This window comes from Microvirga roseola, assembly GCF_020866965.1.
Classification (GTDB): Bacteria; Pseudomonadota; Alphaproteobacteria; order Rhizobiales; family Beijerinckiaceae; genus Microvirga; species Microvirga roseola.
Window position 1 is genome coordinate 87008 of record NZ_JAJATX010000010.1, and the last position, 21989, is coordinate 108996.

17 protein-coding genes are annotated in these 21989 nt (G+C 62.8%); 8 read left to right on the forward strand and 9 right to left on the reverse strand.

What is annotated here, in order from left to right:
• Positions 1-180: 180 nt before the first annotated feature.
• Complete coding sequence (locus LG661_RS09025) at positions 181-843, forward strand: cold-shock protein (RefSeq protein ID WP_230531545.1); 663 nt, start codon at positions 181-183, stop codon at positions 841-843.
• Positions 844-937: 94 nt separating this feature from the next.
• Here LG661_RS09025 and LG661_RS09030 read toward each other — a convergent pair whose 3' ends face one another.
• The 8 genes from LG661_RS09030 to LG661_RS09065 form a co-directional block, all read right to left on the reverse strand.
• Positions 938-1672, reverse strand: coding sequence for a PhoH family protein (locus LG661_RS09030; RefSeq protein WP_407666686.1), 735 nt, complete (start codon positions 1670-1672; stop codon positions 938-940).
• Positions 1673-2418: 746 nt separating this feature from the next.
• Positions 2419-3543: an adenylate/guanylate cyclase domain-containing protein gene (locus LG661_RS09035; RefSeq protein ID WP_230531546.1), complete on the reverse strand. Its 1125-nt coding sequence runs from the start codon at positions 3541-3543 to the stop codon at positions 2419-2421.
• Between the two features lie 14 nt (positions 3544-3557).
• The gene (locus tag LG661_RS09040) at positions 3558-3926 is read right to left on the reverse strand and encodes a response regulator (protein ID WP_230531547.1); all 369 of its coding nucleotides are present in this window, start codon (positions 3924-3926) and stop codon (positions 3558-3560) included.
• Positions 3923-6826, reverse strand: coding sequence for an ATP-binding protein (locus LG661_RS09045; RefSeq protein ID WP_230531548.1), 2904 nt, complete (start codon positions 6824-6826; stop codon positions 3923-3925). The genes LG661_RS09040 and LG661_RS09045 overlap by 4 nt, the downstream gene beginning before the upstream one ends.
• Positions 6823-7857 (reverse strand): ABC transporter substrate-binding protein, encoded by a 1035-nt coding sequence (locus tag LG661_RS09050; RefSeq protein ID WP_230531549.1) that lies wholly within the window; start codon positions 7855-7857, stop codon positions 6823-6825. Before LG661_RS09050 ends, LG661_RS09045 begins: the two co-directional genes overlap by 4 nt.
• Before the next feature lie 189 nt (positions 7858-8046).
• On the reverse strand, positions 8047-8817 hold the full coding sequence (locus LG661_RS09055; RefSeq protein WP_230531550.1) for an alpha/beta fold hydrolase: 771 nt from the start codon (positions 8815-8817) through the stop codon (positions 8047-8049).
• A 42-nt stretch (positions 8818-8859) separates the two neighbouring features.
• On the reverse strand, positions 8860-9483 hold the full coding sequence (locus LG661_RS09060) for a class I SAM-dependent methyltransferase (RefSeq protein WP_230531551.1): 624 nt from the start codon (positions 9481-9483) through the stop codon (positions 8860-8862).
• A 204-nt stretch (positions 9484-9687) separates the two neighbouring features.
• Complete coding sequence (locus LG661_RS09065) at positions 9688-10407, reverse strand: GntR family transcriptional regulator (protein WP_230531552.1); 720 nt, start codon at positions 10405-10407, stop codon at positions 9688-9690.
• Between the two features lie 320 nt (positions 10408-10727).
• Here LG661_RS09065 and araD point away from each other — a divergent pair, with 320 nt between their 5' ends.
• Positions 10728-12464: an L-arabinonate dehydratase gene (gene araD, locus LG661_RS09070; protein ID WP_230531553.1), complete on the forward strand. Its 1737-nt coding sequence runs from the start codon at positions 10728-10730 to the stop codon at positions 12462-12464.
• Positions 12465-12480: 16 nt separating this feature from the next.
• Entirely contained in the window at positions 12481-13200 is a 720-nt protein-coding gene (locus LG661_RS09075) for a ribonuclease activity regulator RraA (RefSeq protein ID WP_230531554.1), read from the forward strand.
• A gap of 38 nt (positions 13201-13238) precedes the next feature.
• Here LG661_RS09075 and LG661_RS09080 read toward each other — a convergent pair whose 3' ends face one another.
• Positions 13239-14003, reverse strand: a complete 765-nt coding sequence (locus LG661_RS09080; protein ID WP_230531555.1) for an HpcH/HpaI aldolase family protein — start codon at positions 14001-14003, stop codon at positions 13239-13241.
• Positions 14004-14323: 320 nt separating this feature from the next.
• Here LG661_RS09080 and LG661_RS09085 point away from each other — a divergent pair, with 320 nt between their 5' ends.
• The 5 genes from LG661_RS09085 to LG661_RS09105 all read left to right on the forward strand — a co-directional run bounded on the left by LG661_RS09085 (position 14324) and on the right by LG661_RS09105 (position 21954).
• Complete coding sequence (locus tag LG661_RS09085) at positions 14324-15394, forward strand: Ldh family oxidoreductase (protein WP_230531556.1); 1071 nt, start codon at positions 14324-14326, stop codon at positions 15392-15394.
• Positions 15395-15457: 63 nt separating this feature from the next.
• Positions 15458-16405, forward strand: coding sequence for a TAXI family TRAP transporter solute-binding subunit (locus tag LG661_RS09090; protein ID WP_230531557.1), 948 nt, complete (start codon positions 15458-15460; stop codon positions 16403-16405).
• A 102-nt stretch (positions 16406-16507) separates the two neighbouring features.
• A complete protein-coding gene (locus LG661_RS09095) occupies positions 16508-18391 on the forward strand; it encodes a TRAP transporter permease (protein ID WP_230531558.1) in 1884 nt (627 codons plus the stop codon).
• A 241-nt stretch (positions 18392-18632) separates the two neighbouring features.
• Entirely contained in the window at positions 18633-20042 is a 1410-nt protein-coding gene (locus LG661_RS09100) for a M10 family metallopeptidase (RefSeq protein WP_230531559.1), read from the forward strand.
• A 202-nt stretch (positions 20043-20244) separates the two neighbouring features.
• A complete protein-coding gene (locus LG661_RS09105) occupies positions 20245-21954 on the forward strand; it encodes an ArnT family glycosyltransferase (RefSeq protein WP_230531560.1) in 1710 nt (569 codons plus the stop codon).
• Positions 21955-21989: the final 35 nt, after the last annotated feature.

Below are 21989 nucleotides of genomic sequence, written 5' to 3' on the forward strand. Positions count from 1 at the left end.
AGTTTCGGCGATGACAAAGCGGGTTTCCTGAGCCGTTTTCAAAGATGCAGGCTGGACGGCGCTCCCGATTCCGGTGCATTATATCCTTGTTGATGCTCAGCAATCAGCTTGCCTATGGCCCCTGAGAACGGTAGGCCTGTAGCGCATTCATGGAAACGTTAGACTTCAGAAGGCTGCCTCATGGGCCGAGGAAACGACCACCGCGACCGTCGCCGTCAGTTCGGCGACCAACCTCAAGATCCCTGGGGCGGTTATGCCCCGCAACCGACCTATGAGCGTCCGCAGCAGCGGCCCTCCTGGTCGGAACCCGGCCGCGAGACCGAAGCGCGGGTGAAATGGTTCAACCCCGACAAGGGCTTTGGCTTTGTGGAGCTGACTGACGGCTCGGGCGAGGCCTTCCTGCACATCCGCCAGGTCGAGGCATCCGGCCATACGGCCCTGGAGCCCGGCACGACCCTGGTCGTCCAGGTCGGAGCTGGCCAGAAGGGGCCCCAGGTCAACGAGATCGTCAGCGTCGATACCAGCACCGCTGAGCCCCAGCAGTCGCGGCCGAGGCCGCAGGGCGGGCCGGGGCGGCAGAGCCAGCCCGGCGGCTTCTCCCAGCCGCGCGGCGGTCCTCGCCCGGTGGCCGGTCCCCCGGATGTCCCTGCCACGGTAAAGTGGTTCGATACGGTGAAGGGCTATGGATTCGTCTCTGTCGAGGGCGAGCCCAAGGACCTGTTCCTTCACATCTCGGCCCTTGAGCGGGCAGGCCTCAGCAGCGTGGAGCAGGGCCAGTCGGTCCGGATCTCCATCGTCGAGGGCCGCAAGGGCCGAGAGGTCGGGGCCATCGAGGCCGCGTAACGATCCCTATCAGACACCATGAAAACACCCCCTGCCATCTGGCAGGGGGTGTTTTCTTTTGGCAGGACCTAGCGGAGTTCCGCCAAGGAAACTGTCAGCAGTGAACCTCCTCGAAGGCGCGGACCCACATCTCGCAGACGCCGGATCGCACGATGTCGCTCAAGCTGAATTCGACGATGGGCACCGGCAGCATCTGCGACTTGATCAGGTGGATAACGGTGCGCAGGCCCGAGGTCTCACGCAGGTCGCACTGACTCACGTCGCCGTTGATGACCACGGTGCAATCCTCGCCAATGCGGGTGAGAAAGGTCTTCATTTCGGCAGGCGTGGCGTTCTGCGCCTCGTCGAGGAGGATGAAGGCATCCTTCCACGAGCGTCCGCGCATGATCTCGAACGGCACCATCTCAATATCACCGTTCTTCAGCGCGATTTCGTAGGCTGCGGTGCCGATCCGCTCCTTGATGGCTTCGATCACAGGCGCGGCCCAGGGGCCGAATTTTTCTTCGAGAGTTCCGGGAAAGAAGCCGAGAGAGCGGCCGCAGGGCACATTGGGGCGGGTCAGGATGATCCTGGAGATGCGGCGTTGGCGGTAGAGATCCGCAGCGTAGGTGGCGGCGATCCAGGTCTTACCGGTGCCTGCCGGTCCAAGAACGACGACCTGGGAACTGGTCTTTAGAGCGTCGAGGTAGTCGTCCTGCGTGGCATTGAGCGGTTTGATCGGCGGGGGATTGCGTTCACCTTGGAATTTGGAGCCGTTCAGCTCGAAGACCTGTGCCGTTTCATGGGAACGGCGGGCTTTGCGGCGCTGCTTCTCATGATGCTTGCTCAATGACCGACTCCTGGTTTGGAGGCTGCGCAGGATCATCGTTCCAGGCGCCGCGCAGAGGCGCCGGAACGGAGGCAAATGCGAGAGAGGTCCGAATTCGAGAGCGAGTTGCTTTGGGCGGTGGAGTTCCGCGATCCGAGGGGAAAGGATCTGTCTGCCTGCCCATCAAAGCCTGTCTTCTCCACCCTTCTGGGAGGAATCATCTTCGATTCTCATGACAGTTTATCCCTGCAACGCTCACCTGCGAGTCAAATGTTGAGGCATATTGCCCGGTTCCAAGGCGGCGCTGCCTACGGGCTACAAGGCTGGGGAAAACTGTTCATGGTCGTAGGCTATAGGCAGCTAGCCCGAGGGCAGGCAGCCGCTTTCTCGTCCTTCCTTCGGGATTAACCCCTCAGGGCCTTTCATGAACCACAAGACCGAGATCACATGAGAAGACGCCAAGCTATCGTGGAGATAAAGAGGGATGCCGTCCTGGCCGAGGCCATATTCCAGCCGCACTGCGAGGCTTGATTGTCTCCGCCAAGCGCTCATTTGACAATATTGTACAAGAAGAAGCGGGAGCCAGACCATTGAAGCTAGAACAAAATAACCTAACCAATGTCCCGAATGCCAGTGTTGTTCTCAATGAACTCGAACGGACCATGGTGGCATCTATTGCCCTGATGAAGCGCCTCAGGCGCGAGCGGCGGCGTGCCAGCCGCAGTGACGCCGATCAAACCCGCAGCCAATAATCTCACTTCATCTTCTCAGGCCGGAGTCCTGAGACCTTCGACGTTGAAGACCGGAACCGGCCTGCTCAGGCCTTTCAGTTGAAGGTCCCCGATAGGTTGAAGATCGGCGATTTCGCCGATCTCGGAGGCGATGCGCTGGGTAACCAGAATCTGGCTGTCCAGGGCCTCCGCGCAAAGGCGGGCCGCCACATTGGTGACGGTTCCGATGGCGGCATAGTCGAACCGCCCTTCGAAGCCGATCCGCCCGAGCGTGGCGTAGCCCTGGGCGATGCCGAGCCCGAAGCCTATGGCGTAGCCGCGTAGTTCCCAATTTTGGGCCAGCCCGTGAAACCGATCGCGCATGGCGGCGGCAAGCCTCACGGCGCGGGAGGCCGGATCGGAGCAGGGCAGGGGATCGTTGAAGATGATCATCATGCCGTCGCCGAGGAAGCGCTCGAGTGTCCCTTGCGCCTCATGGATGAGCGGGCCGAGCGCCGCATGGTAGGCATTCAGGAGGTCCACGATCTCCTCCGGCTCGGCGATCTCCGCAAAACTGGTGAAGCCCCGCAGGTCGCAGAACAGGGCGACGATCTCGCAGCGATGATGGTCGAGGATCGGAGCCTCGCGGCCTTGCGAGATGATCATGTCAGCCAGTTGCGGCGGCAGGAACCGCCTTAACTCGCGCATGCGCTCCAGTTCCTGCACCTGTTGCCGGACGCGGCTTTCCAGATCCTGGTTCATGGCGGCCAACTCTTCCGCCTGCGTTTGGATCGTGTCGTAGAGCGTTTTGACGCGCAGGAGCGAGCGCACCCGCGCGACAAGGGTCGTCTGGTCGAAAGGTTTGGTGATGTAGTCGTCGCCGCCGGCGTCGAGGCCCTCCACCACGTCCTCCGTGCTGGAGCGCGCCGTAAGCAGCAGGATCGGGATGGTCCGCGTTGCGGGGTCGGCCTTAAGCCTCTTCGTCACTTCGATGCCGTCGATCTCCGGCATCATGACGTCGAGGAGGATCAGGTCAGGTCGAAGCGCATGTGTCCGCTCGATGGCCTCGCGCCCGTTCCTCGCCATTTCGACGGCGTACCCCTGGGCCGTCAGACGCATCGTGACGATATCAAGGTTCTCGGCGACGTCGTCCACGACCAGGATGAGAGGACGCTCGCGCATGGAGGCTCCGTTTGTCAGTCCAGGAACTCGCGCACAATCGCGAGGAGCTGGCGGGGGCTGAAGGGCTTGGCGATGTAGGCGTTGCAGCCGGCTTCCCGGGCCTTCTCCTCGTCTCCGGAGAGGGCATAGGACGTCACGGCCACGATAGGGACGTGGTGGAGGCCGGGATCGGCCCGGATCAGGCGGATTGCCTCATAGCCGTTCAGAATGGGAAGCTGGATGTCCATGACGATCAGATCGGGCTTCACCTCCGCTGCGAGGCCGACGGCCATGAGGCCGTCATGCGCCTCGACGATAGCGAAGCCCGCATTCGTCAGGACATCGCGCATGATCTGCCGGTTGTCCTCCGTGTCTTCGACGATCAGGATGCAGCTTCCCGTCATGCGACCTCCATATCCGCGCATGCCGGATCGAGGGGCAGGTCGATCGTGAAAGTCGAGCCGCATCCGATCTCGGAGTGGACCGTGAGCGATCCACCATGCATCTCGACGATCCGTTTGGAGATGGCGAGACCAAGCCCTGTACCGCCCTGGCCGGCCGCGGACGCATTGGTGCCCTGTTGGAAGGCGCCGAAGATCAGCTGCTGATCCTCCGGCGTGATCCCGATCCCCGTATCAGTCAGGGATATCTGCAGGCGTCCATCGTCCACTGCGGCGGCAACTTCGACCGAACCTTTCTCCGTAAACTTGATGGCATTTCCGATCAGGTTGAGCAGAACCTGCATCAGACGCCGCTCGTCGCCGAGACCCGCCGGCAGCCCCTCAGACACGAACGCCTTCAGGTCGAGGCCTTTGGCCCGGGCCAGAGGCTCCATGGCGGAGATCGCGGTCTGGATGAGGCCGTGAATGGAGTAGGGCTCCCGGACGATTGAGAGCTCTCCGGCCTCGATTTTGGACAGGTCGAGGACATCGTTGATCAGGGCGAGCAGATGGCGGCCGTTGGCCTGCACCCGTTTAAGAACGGTGTCTGCCTTGTCCGGCAGCGTGCCATAGAGGCCATCCAGCAGCAGCTCCGTGTAGCCGAGCACCGCATTGAGAGGGGTGCGGAGCTCGTGGCTCATATTGGCGAGGAACTGGGACTTGGCGCGGCTCGCCTCCTCTGCGTGACGCTTCGCCTCCCTCAGAGCCTCGTCCCGGGCATGGCGCTCCGAGATATCACGCACGACGCAGATCAAACCGCCGTTCGGCAGCAGGGTAAGGGAGAAGTCGTGAGGGAAAGTGCTGCCGTCACGCCGCAGACCGATAGCTTCGCCGCTGTAGCGGCCCTCCTGAAACAGGGTGACCAGGCCTGTTGATTCCAATCGCTTGCGCTCGTCCTCCGGGTAGAGACGCCGCCAGCTCTTTCCCTTCAGTTCGGACATGTGGTCATATCCGAAGATCTTGAGGTGAGCGGCGTTCAGGTACTCGTAGCTGGCATCCGGCGTCAGGATCGCCATGCCGTCCATGGCTGCCTCCATGGCCGCCACTTGGCGGCGCAGCACCTCCTCGATCCGCTTGAGTTCCGTGATATCGAAATAGGTGAGCATTCTGCCGCCGTCGGGAAGCGCGGTGCAGCGGTATAGGATAACCTTGCCGCTGCGAAACCGCATTTCCGTTGGTGCAACGTCCCCTTGCCGGATCGAAGCGAGGCGCTCGGCCTTGTAGCGCGCCCACTCGTCCTCCGACACATCGTAGAGCCCCAATGCCTGGCTCTCCTCCATATCCTCCTCGAGAGTGCGCGGCTGGTCATAGAAATCGGCCGGCATGTCCCACATTTCCCGGTAGGCCCGGTTGGCAAGGCGGATGCGCAGCTCCGGGTCCAGGAAGAGAACGCCGTATTGTACGGTCTCCAGGAGCGCATTGAGTTCCCGATGGTGGGATAATTCCCGCTCCGCGCGCTCGCGCTCCGCCAGTTCGTAGGCCAGCTGAGAGTTAAGCTCCGCCAGGCTTGCACTTCTCTCCTTCAACGCCATCTCGCGGGCATCGACCTGCCGTGCCATGGCTGTGAAAGCGGCGGCCAACTCGCCGAACTCATCATCCCGGCGCAGGTCGAGCTTCGTGCCGGGCTGCCCTCGGGCAACCGATCCGGTCGCTCTGACAAGCTGGCGCAGGGGCACGGCGATCTGCGTCTTCAGGGTCGAACTGAGGATGTAGAGCTCGATCAGGAGCGCCAGCAGGCCCATGACGAGCACGATCCGCGCGGCCTCCCAGGCATTGGCCGCAGTGAGCGTAAGCGGGAAGATCGTCGCCAGGGTCCAGCCGGGTCCGCTCAGCTTTGTAAGGGCGACGATCTCGTTATACGGCGCATTGCGCATGACGATCTGATCGGACTTGCGCTCGAGCGCAAGCCGATGGATCTGGGCCAGATGCGGGTCCTTCGTCTCTGCAATCGGAAGGGAGCCGCTGCGGGCCTGGATGGCATCCATGAAACGCGGATGCGCGATCAACTCGCCACTATCGGAAAACAGGAGGTTATAGGTACCTTTCAGATCCTCGCTGAGGGCGCGCCCCAGGAGGTCATGCATCAGAATATCCTGCCCGACCTGGATGAGGAGCGTGCCGTCGGCAAAAGCGGGGCGAACGGTTGAGACCAGCCAGTCGTTGATGCCGTAGTCGAAGTAAAGCTCCGACCAGCGCTCCTGCCGATCCACGATGGGAAGCGGCGCGCTGGCGCCCGCGACCACGATGGAGTCGTCCCGGTCGGTGAGCAGGTTCAGTTTGCCAGCTACCTCCCAGTCACTGGCCCTCAGGCCCCACGGTTGTCCCGGCCAGTACATGATGACGGCCCCTTCCGGGGTCAGCACATAGAGATTGGCAAACTGGCTCGCCCAGGCTGGACCGAACTGCTTGATGAGATCGAAGGCAGCGATGAGCCGCCGCTTCAGATCTCTGTTCGCGACCACATGCTTTCCGATAAAGCCCGTGACGCCATAGGTGTTGAAGACCGCATCGGTGAGCCGCGTGGTGCCGTCGGGCCGGGTCTCGAACAATGCGGAAAAGCGCCGCTCCGCATCCCGCGGGTCGAGTTGGCGGATCTCCCGGAGATAGGCCTCCGAAAAAGTGCGAAGATTGCCGCTTGCCAAGTCGAAGACGGCGCTCTCACGGTCCCGCCTCTGCTCCACATAACGTTCCAGAACCTCAAGGGCCTGCTGCTCGAAGCCGTTGCGCACATGCCAATAACTGAGGATCGTCGCCACTGCGACGACAATGCTGATGCGCAGCGTGATCCGGCGGAGAGTCTGCCGGGTGATCGACTTTTTCGGTCTTGAGCGGGAAGCCGATGACGCATCCGTGGGAGCTGTCATGGCACCGTCCTGGCCAGGGGCGGGGCTTCCCTGATTCTGAGTTGCCGGGCGATGCGTGCATTGAAGAAAAGCTCGCCATCCCGGTTGTAGGTGAGCGGAATGGTGCTGGGCTCCACACCGTCGAGAATGCGCAGGGCGGCCTGCGCTGCCCAGCGCCCCTGCTCCTCCGGGTGTTTTACCACGCCCATGAGGCTGACCGGTGTGAGCCATTCGAAGTCGGTGCCGCTCGGAATCCTGGTGTGCTCCTCCGCAAGGCGGCGGGCCTCGTCGAGATCCCAGTCCGCGATCGCGCCGACGCCGAGGATCAGGAGCATATCCACTTCCTGCTGCGCCTTCAGAAAGGCTTCCTTCCATTCCTCGTAGGAGCCAACGAAGTAGGCTTTCTCGTACACGATCCCGAATAGCTTCTCGTGAAAGGCCATTTCCTTGCGTTTGACGTCCGTGTCCTCGGCGAGAAAGCCGAGGCGGTTGCCGCGCGCGTGCTGGCGCAGCAGGCGAATGATCTGCGGGATCGGTGAGACCTCGACCATGCCGGTGGTGTTGCGATACGGCAGGCCGTAAACAGAGGCATCCCAGTTCAGCCCGCAGAAGACGACAGGAATCGTGGTGTTCCGCAGGTAGGTCATCACGAGATACTGCGCGGCAGGATCGTCGCTGACGGTCACCACGTCAGGCTTGAACTCCTCGATGTGGCGCAACGTGCCGAGAGCGGATGCCTGGATCTCCGCTTCGGACGGCCGGCGTTTGGCGTCGAGGTGTACGACGCGCAATTCGACATCCTTTGCCGTGAGGGTATCCCGAAGTGCAGCGACGATCCGGTCGTTCCACTCATTTCCCTGATGATAGGAATCCACATGGAGGACCCGCCGGCCTGTTTCGGCAGCATCGGAGGAGTTGCACCCTGGAAAGGCGATAAGGGCGGGAATGAACACGCCGAAAAGGAACAACAGGCGCGCACAAGCTGCCGCCGCCTGCCTGCGCGGACGCAGTCGGATCATGCAAGACAAGGTGTACTCGAAACGTTGCAGCATGGCGGCTACCGGTTGCACGAACGTTCGGCTGTCTTGCGCGAGGACGTCGTTCCCCCAACTGACGCGGAATGGCGCCTCGCGTAGCGGCAGATTGTAGGCGCTGTCAGGGCAAGCCTCAAGCGTCTGACCTCCTTTGTTCCTCGTGCCAAGCGTGGTTGCAGACAGGAAAGCGAGAGCTCCTCCGGGTGATCAGGCGTTCATGACGATAGGTTCGCTCTCGGTGAGGAACTCCAGTACATGCGGCACTACGAGATCTGCCCTCTGCAGCGCCGTCATATGGTTGCAGCCTGGTATGTCGATCACTTTCGCAGTCTGCAGCAGCGTCCCAGCCTTATGAGCCAGCGGGCGCAACGGGTCGTCGGCTCCCACAAAGAAGAGGCACGGCGAGCGGAGCGCTCCCAGTTCTCCGGATATATCCGGCCGGTCCAGCGCAACTGCAGCCCTCAGCGCCGTGATATCATTAGCCGCGACGCGGGTGCGGAATTGGGCAGGCAGCGGGCCGCCGGACTGCTCGATCACTGCGAGCCAGCCTTCAATTCCGTGCGCGGTGGCTGCACGGAATTGGGACATGTCCTGCCGGAAGGGATGGCCGCCGCCGATCACGAGCCGGACGACGCGGTCGGGATAGAGACAAGCGAAATCCAGGGCCATGCGCCCACCCCGGGAGTAACCCAGGATGTCGGCCCGCTCGATGCCGAGTGCATCCAGGACGGATGCAATGTCGCCGGCCTGGGCCTCCTCGGTGTAGGCATCAGGTTCGTGAGGTTTTCCGCTCTCGCCGTGCCCGCGGATATCGACGAGGATGGGGCGGTATCCGGCCTCGACCAGCGGCTCGACATAACCCATGTCGAACCAGTCTCGGCTGCTGAGGCTGAAGCCGTGCAGCAGAACCAGCGGTTGGCCTTCTCCGAAATCACGGAAGCTGATGAAGACGTCGCCGTTCCTTGCAAAGGAATGCATGATGACACTCCTACCTCGCTTTTCGATGCAGAGGGATTTCGCCTAGTGGATCCGCTTGGCTGTACCTCGTGAATGGAACCCGACCGGCCGCGGTGTTGCCGGAAGATAGAATTCTTCGAGTTGTTCGATCCGGAATCCTGCGGATTCGAGGAGCTTGGCCACGGGTCTGGTAAGATTGCAGCCCACAGCAAGGGGACGCCAGATCGGGTTCAGACGTTTCTGCCACCGGGCGACAGCTGCATCGCCGGAGAGACCATGCTCCAGGAACAGGACACTTCCGCCCGGTCTGAGGACACGCCTGACCTCCCGCAGCGCTTGCGCCGGGTCATGGACCGAACACAAGGTGTAGGTGATCACGGCTGTGTCGGCAGATGCATCGTCGAGGGGGATCCGCTCGGCAGGAGCTTGGATGAGCGTCACTGGCACCGCAGAGGAAGCGAGATTATCCTTCCCGAGCCTGACGAAGTCTTCGCTCGGATCGACGCCAATTACGCGCTCGACATGTGAGGAGTCGTAGTAGGGCAGGTTGAGACCCGGCCCGATTCCGATCTCCAGAACGGTTCCCCTGGCGCGGGGGACGACCTTGCCGCGCTCCTGCGCGATGTTCGGGTTACAGCAGAGACACCGCACGATGCGCGGTCCGATGTGCTGTGCATAGATACCCATGATAGGTCTCCGATACTGCCCCCCAGGTCGTTTTCGGGCATTCAAAGCCGCGTCATGGCACGATCATTTCTAATGCATACAGGCCTCAGCGAAGTGCTCTGAAGCACATAGGATTCCGGCTTCAAGTTGAGCGGTGCCCTGTTGTGTGCGCGCCGATGCACTGATGAGGGATCCGCAGGACAAGGTCGCCCTGCGGATCATTCTCTAGCCTCTGACATATCCAGGGTAGCGACTGCGGATCTCGTCCACATGGGCCAGGGTGCCGGAGAGGTGGTCGCGGAGGTGCTGCTGCGCCCGGTCGGAGTCTCCGGCCGCGATGGCTTCTACGATCCATGTGTGGTGCTGGAGGATATTCTGCGCCTTGCCGGGGGTCGGCAGGTGTAGGCGCCGCAGGCGGTCGATATGCCCGCTTCGGCTGCGGACGAGGGTCCAGAGCGCCTGCATCTGGCCCGCCTCATAGAGGTGCCGATGAAAGACTTGGTCGGCGGCGGCGAAGGCCTCGACATCCTGAGCCTCCATGAGCGCCTGCTGCTCGGCCAGGCAGGCTTTCAATCTCGCGATCAGCCGTGGGTCGGGAGCATGCGAAAGATCCCGCACCAGTTCGAGCTCAAGGGAACGCCGCAGGAAATGCGCCTGCCGGGCAAGCGTCAGGTCGATGGCGCTGACGACGGTGGCATGCTGCGGAAAGACCTCGACGAGCCCTTCCTCCTCCAGCCGCATCAGCGCATCGCGAACGGGCGTCGAGCTTACTCCGTACTGAGCGGCGAGGGCGTTACGGGAGAGGACCGTGCCCGGCGTCAGGGCAAGGGACAGGATCGCTTCCCTCATCCGTTCGAAGACTTGGGGAGCCGCTTGGCGACCGCGTTCAAGGCGCTCGGCCACGGGGACAGGGAAGGGGTTCGGTGCTGTGCTTGAGGATGTCACGCCTGAGGAATCCGTTGTCTGGTGTGCCAGCATAACAGACTTGTTGCTGGCGCACTAATGCATTAGCGTATGAGTCGCCGGCCCAAGAGCCGGATCCGATCAGGAAGCCTCCGATAAGAGAGGCCAGAGTGAGGAAGCGCCATGACGATGCAGAGAGCGCACTCGTGCGCCTGCTCGCCGGTACCCAGGCTGCCGAGGCCGCACCGGCGGCACCGATTGCGCTCACCCGCTGACCTAAGCCCTTCATTGCGCGCGCCCTTCGCCCTTAGCCTGTCTAGGCAGGCGCATTGGGTCGACCTCGTTCCACAGGTGCCAATCCCATGACAGCTAGGAAGATGCCGGAAGCGCTCAGGAGCGCGCGATGGTTCGCGCCGGATGATCTACGGGGCTTCGGCCATCGCTCCCGCATGATGCAGATGGGCTATGCGCCCGAGGACTGGGCCGGGCGGCCGGTGATCGCGATCCTCAACACTTGGTCCGACATCAATCCGTGCCATGCTCATTTCCGGCATCGGGTTGAGGATGTGAAACGCGGCGTGCTCCAGGCTGGCGGGTTCCCCATCGAACTGCCGGGCATCTCGCTGGCTGAGAATTTCGTCAAGCCGACCACCATGCTTTACCGCAACCTGCTCGCGATGGATGTGGAGGAGTTGCTGCGCTCCCACCCGGTCGATGGCGTCGTGCTGATGGGCGGCTGCGACAAGACCACGCCCGCCCTGCTGCTCGGCGCCACAAGCGCGGGCCTGCCGGCGATCTTCCTGCCGGCCGGGCCGATGCTGCGCGGCAACTGGAAAGGCAAGGTCCTCGGCTCCGGTTCCGATGCCTGGAAATACTGGGACGAGCGCCGCGCCGGCACCATCACCGACGCCGACTGGCTGAACATGGAGGCGGGCATCGCCCGAAGCTACGGCACCTGCATGACGATGGGCACCGCCAGCACCATGACGGCCATTGCCGAAGCCATCGGCATGGCCCTGCCGGGGGCTTCCTCGATCCCGGCGGCGGATTCCAACCATGTCCGCATGAGCGCCGAGTGCGGCCGTCGCATCGTGGAGATGGTCTGGGAGGACCTCACGCCCAATAGGATCCAGACGCGGGAGTCCTTCCTGAACGGCATTGCGGTCGCCATGGCCATGGGCTGTTCTACGAACGCGATTATCCACCTGATCGCCCAGGCCCGCCGGGCAGGGCAGGAGATCGGTCTCGACGAGTTCGAGAAAGCCAGCCGCAGGGTGCCCGTTATCGCCAATGTTCGGCCAAGCGGAAGCGCCTACCTGATGGAGGATTTTTTCTATGCCGGCGGGTTGCCGGCACTGATGACGCGCATCCGAGAACATCTTTATCTCGATGCGATGACCGTAAGCGGAAAGACGTTGGGTGAGAACATTGCCCAGGCGGAGGTCTACAATGACGACGTCATCCGAAGCTTGGATAACCCGATTTACGCGGAAGGGGCGCTTGCCGTCCTAAAAGGCAATCTGGCCCCCGACGGCTGCGTCATCAAACCGAGCGCCTGCGATCCCCGCTTCCTGAAGCATACTGGCCCGGCGCTGGTCTTCGACGATTACCCCTCCATGAAGGCGGCCACCGACGACGAGTGTCTCGACGTCACGCCTGACCACGTGCTGATCCTGCGCAACGCCGGCCCGCAGGGTGGGCCGGGCATGCCGGAATGGGGCATGCTGCCGATCCCGAAGAAACTGGTGAAGCAGGGCGTGCGCGACATGCTGCGGCTCTCGGATGCGCGCATGAGTGGCACGAGCTACGGCGCCTGTATCCTGCACGTGTCGCCCGAAGCCTATATCGGCGGGCCGCTGGCGCTCGTGAAGACCGGCGATCCCATCTCCATCGACGTGGCAGAGCGTACCATCAGCCTTGACGTCACTGAGGAGGAGTTGGAGCGGCGTCGCATGGCTTGGGTTCCGCCCGAACTTCGCTTCGAGCGCGGCTACGGCTGGATGTTCACGCGCCACATCCGCCAAGCCCATGAGGGCTGCGATTTCGACTTCCTTGAGACGAGCTTCGGTGCGCCCGCGGGCGAGCCGGCCATCTTCTGAGTTCCGGAGACGAACCATGACCCAGCTGAGCCCCGAGGCCCGCGCCAAGCTCAAGACCGTCAGCACCCCGACGCTCTGTACCGCTCTCTACAAGAAAGGCCTGCGCAACCAGTTCATCCAGGATGTGCGCCCGCTCAATCCGAACCTCGGTAACATGGTGGGCGAGGCCTTTACCCTTCGCTACATCCCGGCGCGGGAGGATCTGAACCCGATCATCGTATTCCAGGACCGCTCCCATCCGCAGCGCAAGGCGGTCGAGGAATGCCCGCCGGGCGCCGTCATGGTGATCGATAGCCGCAAGGATGCCCGCGCTGCGTCCGCGGGCGGCATTCTCGTTACTCGACTGATGAAGCGGGGTGTTGCCGGAGTCGTGACCGATGGCGGCTTCCGGGATTCCCCGGAGATCGCAAATCTCGACATTCCCGCCTATCACAGCCGCCCCTCGGCCCCGACCAATCTGACGCTTCATCAGGCACTCGACATCAACGTACCCATCGGCTGCGGCGACGTTCCGGTCTGGCCGGGCGATGTGGTTGTCGGGGACGGGGAGGGCGTCGTGGTGATCCCAGCGCATCTGGCGGACGAGATCGCGAACGAGGCCGTCGAGATGACAGCCTTCGAGGATTTCGTAACGGAGAAGGTGCTGGAGGGACGCTCGATCCTCGGCCTTTACCCCGCCACCGACCCGCAGACACTCACCGATTTCGCCACGTGGCGGGCGGCTAACAACCGGTGAGCGCAATGAGGCTTCTGACGCAGAGCCCCGGACGGCACTCACTCCCTGAAGCGGGAGATGAGTTCGTCCGCAGCCTTGCGGAGGAGGCCCATATCGGCGCCGACGGCCACAAAGGTGTAGCCCCACTCGAGATAGCGCCGGGCGTCGGCCTCGACCGGTGCGAGGATTCCGGCAGGCTTTCCGAGCTTGCGGCATCTGTCGACGGCCGAGCGGATCGCTGCCTGTACGTCAGGGTGGCCTGGATTGCCGAGATGCCCGAGATCGGCCGAGAGGTCAGATGGGCCGATGAAGATGCCGTCGATCCCGTTCACGGCAGCAATGGCCTCGAGCCGCTCCAGCGCAGCGCCGGTTTCGAGCTGGACGAGACAGCACAACTCGTCATGAACCTTCTTGAAGTAATCCGTCACGCGCCCGTAGCGGTTCGCCCGCGAGCTGACGGACACGCCGCGCACGCCGTGCGGCGGATAGCGCATTGCCCGCACAGCCCGCTCGGCTTCTTCCTCGTTCTGGACGAAGGGAATAAGCAGGCTCTGCGCGCCGGCATCAAGGAAGCGCTTGATGAGAACCGTGTCGTTCCAGGCCGGGCGCACGATGGGTTCCGCCGAGCACCCGACGAGGACGCGCATTTGCGAGATGATGTCGGGCAGCTCCGTAGGCGTGTGCTCCGTATCGAGCAGAAGCCAGTCATAGCCGGCGTGCCCCAGCATCTCGACGGCTGCGATGCTGCCCGTCGAGCTCCAGAGGCCGATCTGTTTCTCCCCTTTGGCAATCGCGCGCTTGAAGGTGTTCGTCGGAATGTCCATGGCGTACGTGTTCCTCCCGTTTGGCGGTTCATGGATAGCACTGCATTGCCACGCTCGGATAGCGCCTGCCGAAGAGTTATTCGAGGGAGAAGTCTGCGGAGATCAGAAATGCTGCAGAGCAGCAAAAGTATTTCCGCGCAGCGATGCAGCAGAACCCTCGTCAACTTGACAAGCCTGACCCTGAGTGGAACGCTTGGAATTGTCTGCAGGCATCGACGATCCTTGGAGCGACCCTATGGAAAGACGACGGCTTCTGCCGTTTGCAGGATCCCCTCCGCGCCGGGCCTTGGCGCCGGCGGAGAGCAGGTGAGGGTGGCCCATTGACCCTGCAGCACGCGAAGATTCCGGCAGAGCTTTTGCACAGGCAGATGACGCTGGTGTTCGAAGCCTGGGGGTTACCGAAAGACGATGCTGCAGTCACCGCCGATGTGCTGACGAAAGCCGATCTGATGGGGATCGACAGTCACGGCATAACGCTGCTTCCGCTCTATGACGAACTGATCCGCTCCGGACGCGTAGAGCCGAAAGCACAGGTCGCGGTTGCGCGTTCCTTCGGCGCAATGGCTCTCATCGACGGCGGCGGCGGTTTTGGCCAGGCGCCATCTATCCGTGCCATGGATCTCGCCATTCAGAAGGCGCGCGCCTTCGGCATCGGTGCAGTCGGGGTGCGCAATTCAAATCACTACGGAGCCGCCGGCATTTATGCCCTCCGAGCCGCGCAGTCAGGGCTCATCGGACTGTCGACCTCGGCGGTCTACAAGCCCTCCATCGTTCCGGTCTTCGGCCGCGAGCCGCGGCTTGGAACGAACCCGATCGGATTCGCTGCGCCGGGGCGCGACAACAGGCCGTTCCTGCTCGACATGGCTACGAGCACCATCGCCATCGGCAAGCTGAAGCTTGCCGCCAGGGAGGGAAAGAGATTGCCGGCGGGCTGGGTTCTCGACCGCGAGGGACAGCCGCAGCACGATCCCGAGCAGGCCCTCGCCGACCGCCTCATGACGCCGCTCGGCGGTTCCCGCGAGATGGGCGGTCACAAGGGCTATGGACTTGCCGCCATGGTCGAGGTCCTTTCGACGCTTCTGCCGGGCGCGAGCTATGCGCCGCTCCGCGATGCGAATGCCGGCCGTTTCGATGTGGGCCACTTTCACATGGCGATCCACCCAGATGCTTTTCGCGAGGAGGGCGAGTTCGCCCGTGACCTCGACGCCTTTATCGACTGCCTTCACGCCACACGTCCTGCCGACGAGAGCCAGCCCGTTCTGGTTCCGGGCGATCCTGAGCACGAGACCTATCGGCGGCGCTCCCGCGAAGGCGTGCCTGTCCCCCGCTCGTTGATGCAGGTTGTGGAAGGTATTGCCCGCGAATGCGGCGCCGATTTTCTACTGGCCTGACGCCAGCGGGATGAAAGACCGAGGCGGCTCGATCCGCCACGGAACAATGACATGGAGGAAACGATGAAGCTACGCACCATCCTGACTGCAACTGCCGCTTCGATGATCGCGCTCGGAGCCCATGCCGCCGACCTGAAGCTGATGACTGGGCCCCAGGGCGGCGTCTGGGTGCCGCTCGGCGGTCAGCTGAAGGAGATCTGGGAGCAGGCGATTCCGGGAACGAATGTCCAGCCGCTTCCCGGCGCCGGCATTGCGAATGTTCGCGGTGTCGACGAAGGCAAGGCGGATGTCGGTTTCGGCAACTCTATTTCCACGGTCGATGGACTGGCCGGCAATGCGCCGTTCCCGAAAGCCGCCACCAAAGTTTGCAATGTGGCGACGCTCTATCCGCAGTACTTCCAGATGCTGGTGCCCGCGGATTCGAACATCGAGAAGGTTTCCGACCTGAAAGGCAAGGCCATCACGACCCAGCCGCGCGGCAACACGGGCGAACTCATCACCCAGCAACTCCTGAAGGCCAACGGGATGAGCTATGACGACGTGAAGGTCAGCCACGTCTCCTATACCGACTCCGTGGAGCAGATGAAGGACGGGCACGCCCAGGCCTTTACCCTCGGCACGGCCATTCCTTCCGGTGCGGTGATGGACCTTGCCTCTGCGCGGGACGTGAAGCTTCTCGACCTGTCGGGCAGCCTGCCCGAGATGAAGAAGATGAACCCCGGCTACACGCTCGTGACCGTGCCGAAGAACACCTACCCGAAGCAGGAGCAGGACGTGAAGGTGATCGGTTATGCGACGCACCTCGTCGCCAACTGCGACCTGCCGGAGGATATGGTCTACAAGATGACGAAGGCCATTGCGGACAACGTGCCTTCGCTGGCAGCTACTAGCAAGGCGATGTCCGGGCTGACTCCGAAGGAGATGGCGGAGGATGTCGGCGTGCCGTTCCATCCTGGCGCGGCCAAGTTCTACAAGGAGCAGGGCATCTCCGTACAGGCCAAGAGCTCCTGATCGGGCCTCATAAGCGAATGGCGCCGCGCCTCCTGCCGCACTGGCAGAGGGGCGCGGCCCTCCCTGTAGACCGTCACGACCTGATTACGCGGAAGCGCCCCCATGAAGCAGCATCTCACGCACGGCAACATCGTCCGCTGGACTGCCGGCATCATCGGCCTTGCCATGGCGGCGTATCACATGTGGGTCATCCTGGTCGGCACGCCGGAGGCGATCATCTTCCGCGGTACCCATCTTCTGTTCGCGTTGACGCTGACCTTCCTGATGGCGCGGCGCACGCAGACCCATGAGGGACAGCCACCTTCGGTGCTGGATTACGGCCTGCTCGCGCTCGCGGTCGCGCCGATCCTCTACCTGTTCTTCTATTACGACTATGTCGTGAACCGCATCTATTACATCGACGACCTGACCTGGACCGACATGGCGCTCGGTACGCTTCTCGTCGTTATGATCCTGGAAGCGACGCGCCGCCTTATCGGCTGGGCTCTGCCCCTCACAGCGCTGATCTTCCTGGCCTATGGTCTTTTCTATGTCGGCGTCGAGCCCATGCGGCTGCTTGACCAGCTCTACATGACCACGGAGGGCATTTTCGGGATGCCGCTCGGCGTCTCGGCTTCGTACGTGATGATCTTCGTCCTGTTCGGCGCGTTCATGGAGCGCACCGGCACCGGCCAGCTCTTCATGGACTTCGCCATGAGCCTCACAGGCCACACCGCCGGCGGCCCCGGCAAGGTCTCGGTCGTGAGTTCCAGCCTGTTCGGCACGATATCGGGTTCGGCGGTCGCGAACGTGATGGTCGACGGTCCGATCTCGATCCCGCTGATGAAGCGTACAGGCTTCAAGCCTCATTTCGCGGCCGGCGTCGAGGCGGTGGCCTCAACCGGCGGGCAGATCATGCCACCCATTATGGGAGCGGCCGCCTTCGTCATGGCCGAGTTCATGCAAGTCTCCTACGGCCAGGTAATCCTCTGGGCTTTGCTCCCAGCCATTCTCTACTATCTTGCATGCTTCGGCGCGGTGCATTTCGAGGCCAAGCGCGCGGGGCTTGCCGGCATGCCGCGCTCCGAGCTGCCGCGGCTGGGCCAGGTGCTGGGGGAGCGCGGTCACCTTTTCCTGCCGGTCCTGACGATCCTCTTCGTCATGTATTCCGGGTACAGTGCGCCCCTGGCGGCCCTTGCGGGTACGCTCGCCTGTTTCCCGGTGGCGGCCCTGCGTGCCTCGACCCGTCACAATGTCACCCTGCGCAATGTGATTGAGGCAATGATCGACGGCGCGCGCAATGCACTGCCCGTCGCGCTCGCCTGCGCCTGCGCCGGAATCATCATCGGCGTGGTGTCGCTCACAGGAGCGGGCATCGTCTTCACACAGGTCGTGCTGCATCTCGCCCAAAGCACGCTGCTGCTGGCGCTTGTCCTGACCATGATCGCCGGCATCGTGCTCGGCATGGGCATGCCCACGACGCCGGCCTACATCATCATGACCGCGCTTCTCGTGCCTGCGCTCATTAAGCTCGGGGTGGTGGAGCCCGCAGCTCATATGTTCGCCTTCTACTTCGCCATCCTGTCGGCCATCACTCCGCCTGTGGCGCTTGCGACCTTCGCGGCCGCGGGCCTTGCCAAGGCGGATCTCTGGAAGAGCGGCATCGCCTCGGTGAAGATCGGCGCCGCGGGCTTCATCGTGCCGTTCATGTTTGTCTATGAGCCAGCCTTGTTGATGATCGGCGATTGGCCGCTGATCGTGTCCGCAATGATCACTGCCGCCGCCGGTGCGCTCCTGCTGGCAGCGGGTCTGCATGGATATCTCCTCCGACCGGCCGCGCTGTGGGAGAGGGCGCTTCTCGTTGCTGCCGCCTTCTGCCTGATCAAGCCGGGTCTTATTACGGATATTGCCGGGGCGGCGCTGACCGGCACGGTGGTCCTCAGCCAACTCACCTGGGGCCGGAAGTACTCCGGTACCCTGAGCGTGAAGGAGCCGGGCACGCCCTGAGCGCCCATTCCGATGGGAGCTGCTGCCGGGCAGTTACAAGAAATCCAAGAAATGTGATGAATACTTACTTATTGGCGTAGATGTTTTTGTCGTGCTTCAGGGCAATATTCACTGAACGGCAACATTGTTCTAATATGTGTGATGTAATGCCGCCGATTATACATAATCTTTCACACAGAAATGGAATGACCTGGGGAACTTGATTGGCCAGTATTTGACGGTGATTTGCTTTGGAGGAAACATGGTAGGCCCCGTCTCGGTCGAACGCACCTTTAATCAGGATATCGACGGTCTGCTGTCGGGATTGGGATGGGATGTCTTAGACATCACCTACAGCTTCCCAACCGATACTGCCTCCTATGGGGACGGCTATGGCAATGGTGAGCTGTCGGCCAACTTCCAGCCCCTGAGCGCAGACCAGGCAGACGCGGCCCGTCGGGCCTTCGGAATGATCTCTTCGGTGACAAACCTGACCTTCACCGAAATCGAGGAAGTCGGGGAAGTCCATGCCGACCTGCGCCTTGCATCGTCAGATGCGCCGGCTTCTGCCTGGACCTATCTGCCGGAGGCGCGCCAGGAGGGGGGTGACTCCTGGTTCAGGACCTCGAGCGGATGGTTCGACGAGTTGGCTCCGGGAGGCTATGCCCACTATGTCTTCATCCATGAGATCGTGCATGCGCTCGGTCTGAAGCACGGGAGCGAAACCGGCGGGTTCGGGACCATGACGGCGGCGCGCGATTCCATGGAGTATTCGGTCACGACATACAGGTCTTATGTCGGAGCCGATGGGGTGCATGTGGAGAATGAGACCTGGGGCTACGCCCAGACGCTCATGATGTATGACATTGCCGCCCTGCAATACATGTACGGCGCTGACTTCTCCACCAACAGTGGCGGCACGACCTACGGCTGGGATCCCGTCTCAGGGCAAGCTTTCGTCGATGGCATTGGGCAGGGAAGCCCTGGAGCCAACCGGGTCCTCATGACGGTCTGGGACGGCGGTGGCAACGACACCTACGACCTCTCGAACTATGCCACGAACCTGATCATCGATCTCCGCCCCGGCGCGTGGAGCACGCTCTCCGCCGCGCAACTGGCTCACCTCGGTCCCGCTCAGGTGGCCCGCGGCAATGTTGCGAATGCATTGCTCTACCAGGGGGATACCCGCTCCCTGATCGAGAACGCCACCGGCGGATCCGGGAGTGACAGGTTATTCGGGAATGAGGCGGCGAACATCCTCAAAGGCAGGGGCGGAGCCGACCGCCTCAGCGGCCGCGAGGGGCAGGACACCCTGTTTGGCGGCTCCGGCCGCGATATTCTCACGGGAGGGGCCGACAAGGACACCTTCGCCTTCGACAAGAAGCCGAACCGGAAGACCAATGTCGACCGGATCAACGATTTCAATGTGAAGGACGACACAATCCAACTCGAGAACGGGGTCTTTGCGAAGATCGGAAAAGGCGGAATGCTGGCGGGAAAGGCCTTCTGGGCTGGACCCAAGGCCCACGATAAGACTGACCGGGTCATCCACGACAGGAAATCCGGCATTCTCTATTACGATGCGGATGGCACCGGAAAGAACGATCAGATCAAGTTCGCTAAGCTGGACAAGGGGCTGAAGCTCAAGGCGGGCGACTTTTTCGTCGTCTGAGGCTGCTGCCTTCAACCCCGAAGTGCCGAACGGCCCTGCTTACGGCAATGCGTTGGGAAGCAAGGCGGTCGGCCCGAGCCTTGCCGCTACACTCCGTCCATTTGACTTCCCGCCAGGTTTGGAGGACATCAGCGCCGTTCCTGGGCTTCGCCCGCGCACATTCTTCTGGCACGAAGGCTGTTTGAGGCCTCCGGAGTATTCGATGGACGGTTCTGTCGCCCAGCCGCGTTTGTCCTTGCGCCACTTCTCCGTGGCGCAGCTGGCGAATGCCGTCGAGCGGAGCCATGCCCGCCTTTGCCTCGTGCTCGTGCTGCTCTCGCTGGTCTGCTTCCTGCCGGGCTTCTCCTCACTCCAGCCCATGGACCGGGACGAGCCGCGCTATGCCCAGGCCTCCAAGCAGATGCTGGAGGCCGGCGACTTCGTCGATATCCGCTTCCAGGATGAGGCGCGGCACAAGAAGCCGGTCGGCATCTACTGGATGCAGAGTGCCGCGGTGGCGGCGGGCGAGGCGGTCGGGATTCCCGAGGCTAGCACGACCATTGCGCTTTATCGGCTTCCCTCTCTGGCGGGAGCCATCGCGACCGTCCTCCTGACCTATTGGGCCGGCCTAGCCTTCTTCGGCAGGCGCGGAGCTTTCCTTTCGGCCGCTCTGATGGCGACTTCGATCATCCTCATGGTGGAGGCACGCCTCGCCAAGACGGATGCCATGCTGGCCGCCTGCTCCGTCGCCGTGATGGGTGGACTGGCGCGGGCCTATCTGAGCCGGGGCGCGGGGGTCCTGCCGCGCCGGGCGCTCCTTATCTTCTGGGCCGGCTTGGCTCTGGGCATCCTGATCAAGGGGCCCCTGATCCTGATGTTCGCGGGCCTGACCGCTGCCGTGCTGTCCTACAAGGAGCGCTCTGCGCGGTGGCTTCTGACCTTGAGGCCTTGGCTCGGTTTGGCGCTCACGCTGATGGTAGTGCTACCCTGGTTCGTCGCCATCGCCATCAAGAGCGGCGGGGCCTTCTATTCGGCCTCGGTCGGCCACGATATGCTGGGGAAGGTGGGCACGGCGCAGAAGTACCACTGGGCGCCGCCGGGCTTCTATCTTCTTTCGTTCTTCGCCACCTTCTGGCCCGGAGCGATTCTCGCCGCCATTGCCGTGCCCTTCGCCTGGATCTATCGCCGGGAGGAGCCGGTTGCCTTCGCTCTCGCCTGGATCGTTCCCTCCTGGATCGTCTTCGAGGCCGTGCCGACGAAGCTCCCGCACTACACCATGCCCTTGTTCCCGGCGGTGACGATCCTCACCGTCATGGCGATCTCGCGCCATTTTGTCGGCCCGCACCGGCTGGCAGCCAAACCGGCGACGATCCTGATCCCCTTCATCCCGGTCGGGCTGACCGTGGGCCTGTCGGCGGTGGCCTGGTCTTTTGACGGTATGCTGCCCTATCGCGCCCTGCCGGTCCTGGTCGCCTCATCGCTTGCGGCTCTGTATGCGTGGCGCCTGTTCCTCAAGAACAGGATCGTCCCATGCCTCGTGGCCAGTTTCGCGTCGGCGGCTTGCCTGTCGATCGGCGTTTTCGGCCTTGCCCAGCTCGATCTCCGCTCGCTCAAGATCTCGCCCCGCCTTGCGGAGGTCGCGCGAAATCTTACCTGCGACAATCCTCGGGTGGCGACCCTCGGCTATCGCGAGCCGAGCCTCGTCTTCCTGACCGGGACAGGCCTCGAGATGCTGGAGACCGGGCAGGAGGCCTCGGCCTTCCTGAGCCGGGGCGGGTGCCGGGTGGTCTTCGTGGACAGCCGTTTCGATGCGGATTTCCGGGCGGAGAATGCGCGCCTTGGTCTCGCGCCTGCGCTCTCGACCCGGGTTCATGGATTCAATATCAATAGCGGCCGGCGGGTCGATATCGGAGCTTACGCGACCGGCTTCTAATCCCTGCCATAAGCAATAAGAGGTGGCCAGCAATG

Excerpts from the sequence above, each read along its gene's own strand:
- LG661_RS09025 (WP_230531545.1), top strand. The coding sequence starts at position 181 with ATGGGCCGAGGAAACGACCACCGCGACCGTCGCCGTCAGTTCGGCGAC.
- LG661_RS09035 (WP_230531546.1), bottom strand. The coding sequence starts at position 3,543 with ATGCGCGAGCGTCCTCTCATCCTGGTCGTGGACGACGTCGCCGAGAAC.
- LG661_RS09040 (WP_230531547.1), bottom strand. The coding sequence starts at position 3,926 with ATGACGGGAAGCTGCATCCTGATCGTCGAAGACACGGAGGACAACCGG.
- LG661_RS09045 (WP_230531548.1), bottom strand. The coding sequence starts at position 6,826 with ATGACAGCTCCCACGGATGCGTCATCGGCTTCCCGCTCAAGACCGAAA.
- LG661_RS09050 (WP_230531549.1), bottom strand. The coding sequence starts at position 7,857 with ATGCTGCAACGTTTCGAGTACACCTTGTCTTGCATGATCCGACTGCGT.
- LG661_RS09055 (WP_230531550.1), bottom strand. The coding sequence starts at position 8,817 with ATGCATTCCTTTGCAAGGAACGGCGACGTCTTCATCAGCTTCCGTGAT.
- LG661_RS09060 (WP_230531551.1), bottom strand. The coding sequence starts at position 9,483 with ATGGGTATCTATGCACAGCACATCGGACCGCGCATCGTGCGGTGTCTC.
- araD (WP_230531553.1), top strand. The coding sequence starts at position 10,728 with ATGACAGCTAGGAAGATGCCGGAAGCGCTCAGGAGCGCGCGATGGTTC.
- LG661_RS09075 (WP_230531554.1), top strand. The coding sequence starts at position 12,481 with ATGACCCAGCTGAGCCCCGAGGCCCGCGCCAAGCTCAAGACCGTCAGC.
- LG661_RS09080 (WP_230531555.1), bottom strand. The coding sequence starts at position 14,003 with ATGGACATTCCGACGAACACCTTCAAGCGCGCGATTGCCAAAGGGGAG.
- LG661_RS09090 (WP_230531557.1), top strand. The coding sequence starts at position 15,458 with ATGAAGCTACGCACCATCCTGACTGCAACTGCCGCTTCGATGATCGCG.
- LG661_RS09095 (WP_230531558.1), top strand. The coding sequence starts at position 16,508 with ATGAAGCAGCATCTCACGCACGGCAACATCGTCCGCTGGACTGCCGGC.
- LG661_RS09100 (WP_230531559.1), top strand. The coding sequence starts at position 18,633 with ATGGTAGGCCCCGTCTCGGTCGAACGCACCTTTAATCAGGATATCGAC.
- LG661_RS09105 (WP_230531560.1), top strand. The coding sequence starts at position 20,245 with ATGGACGGTTCTGTCGCCCAGCCGCGTTTGTCCTTGCGCCACTTCTCC.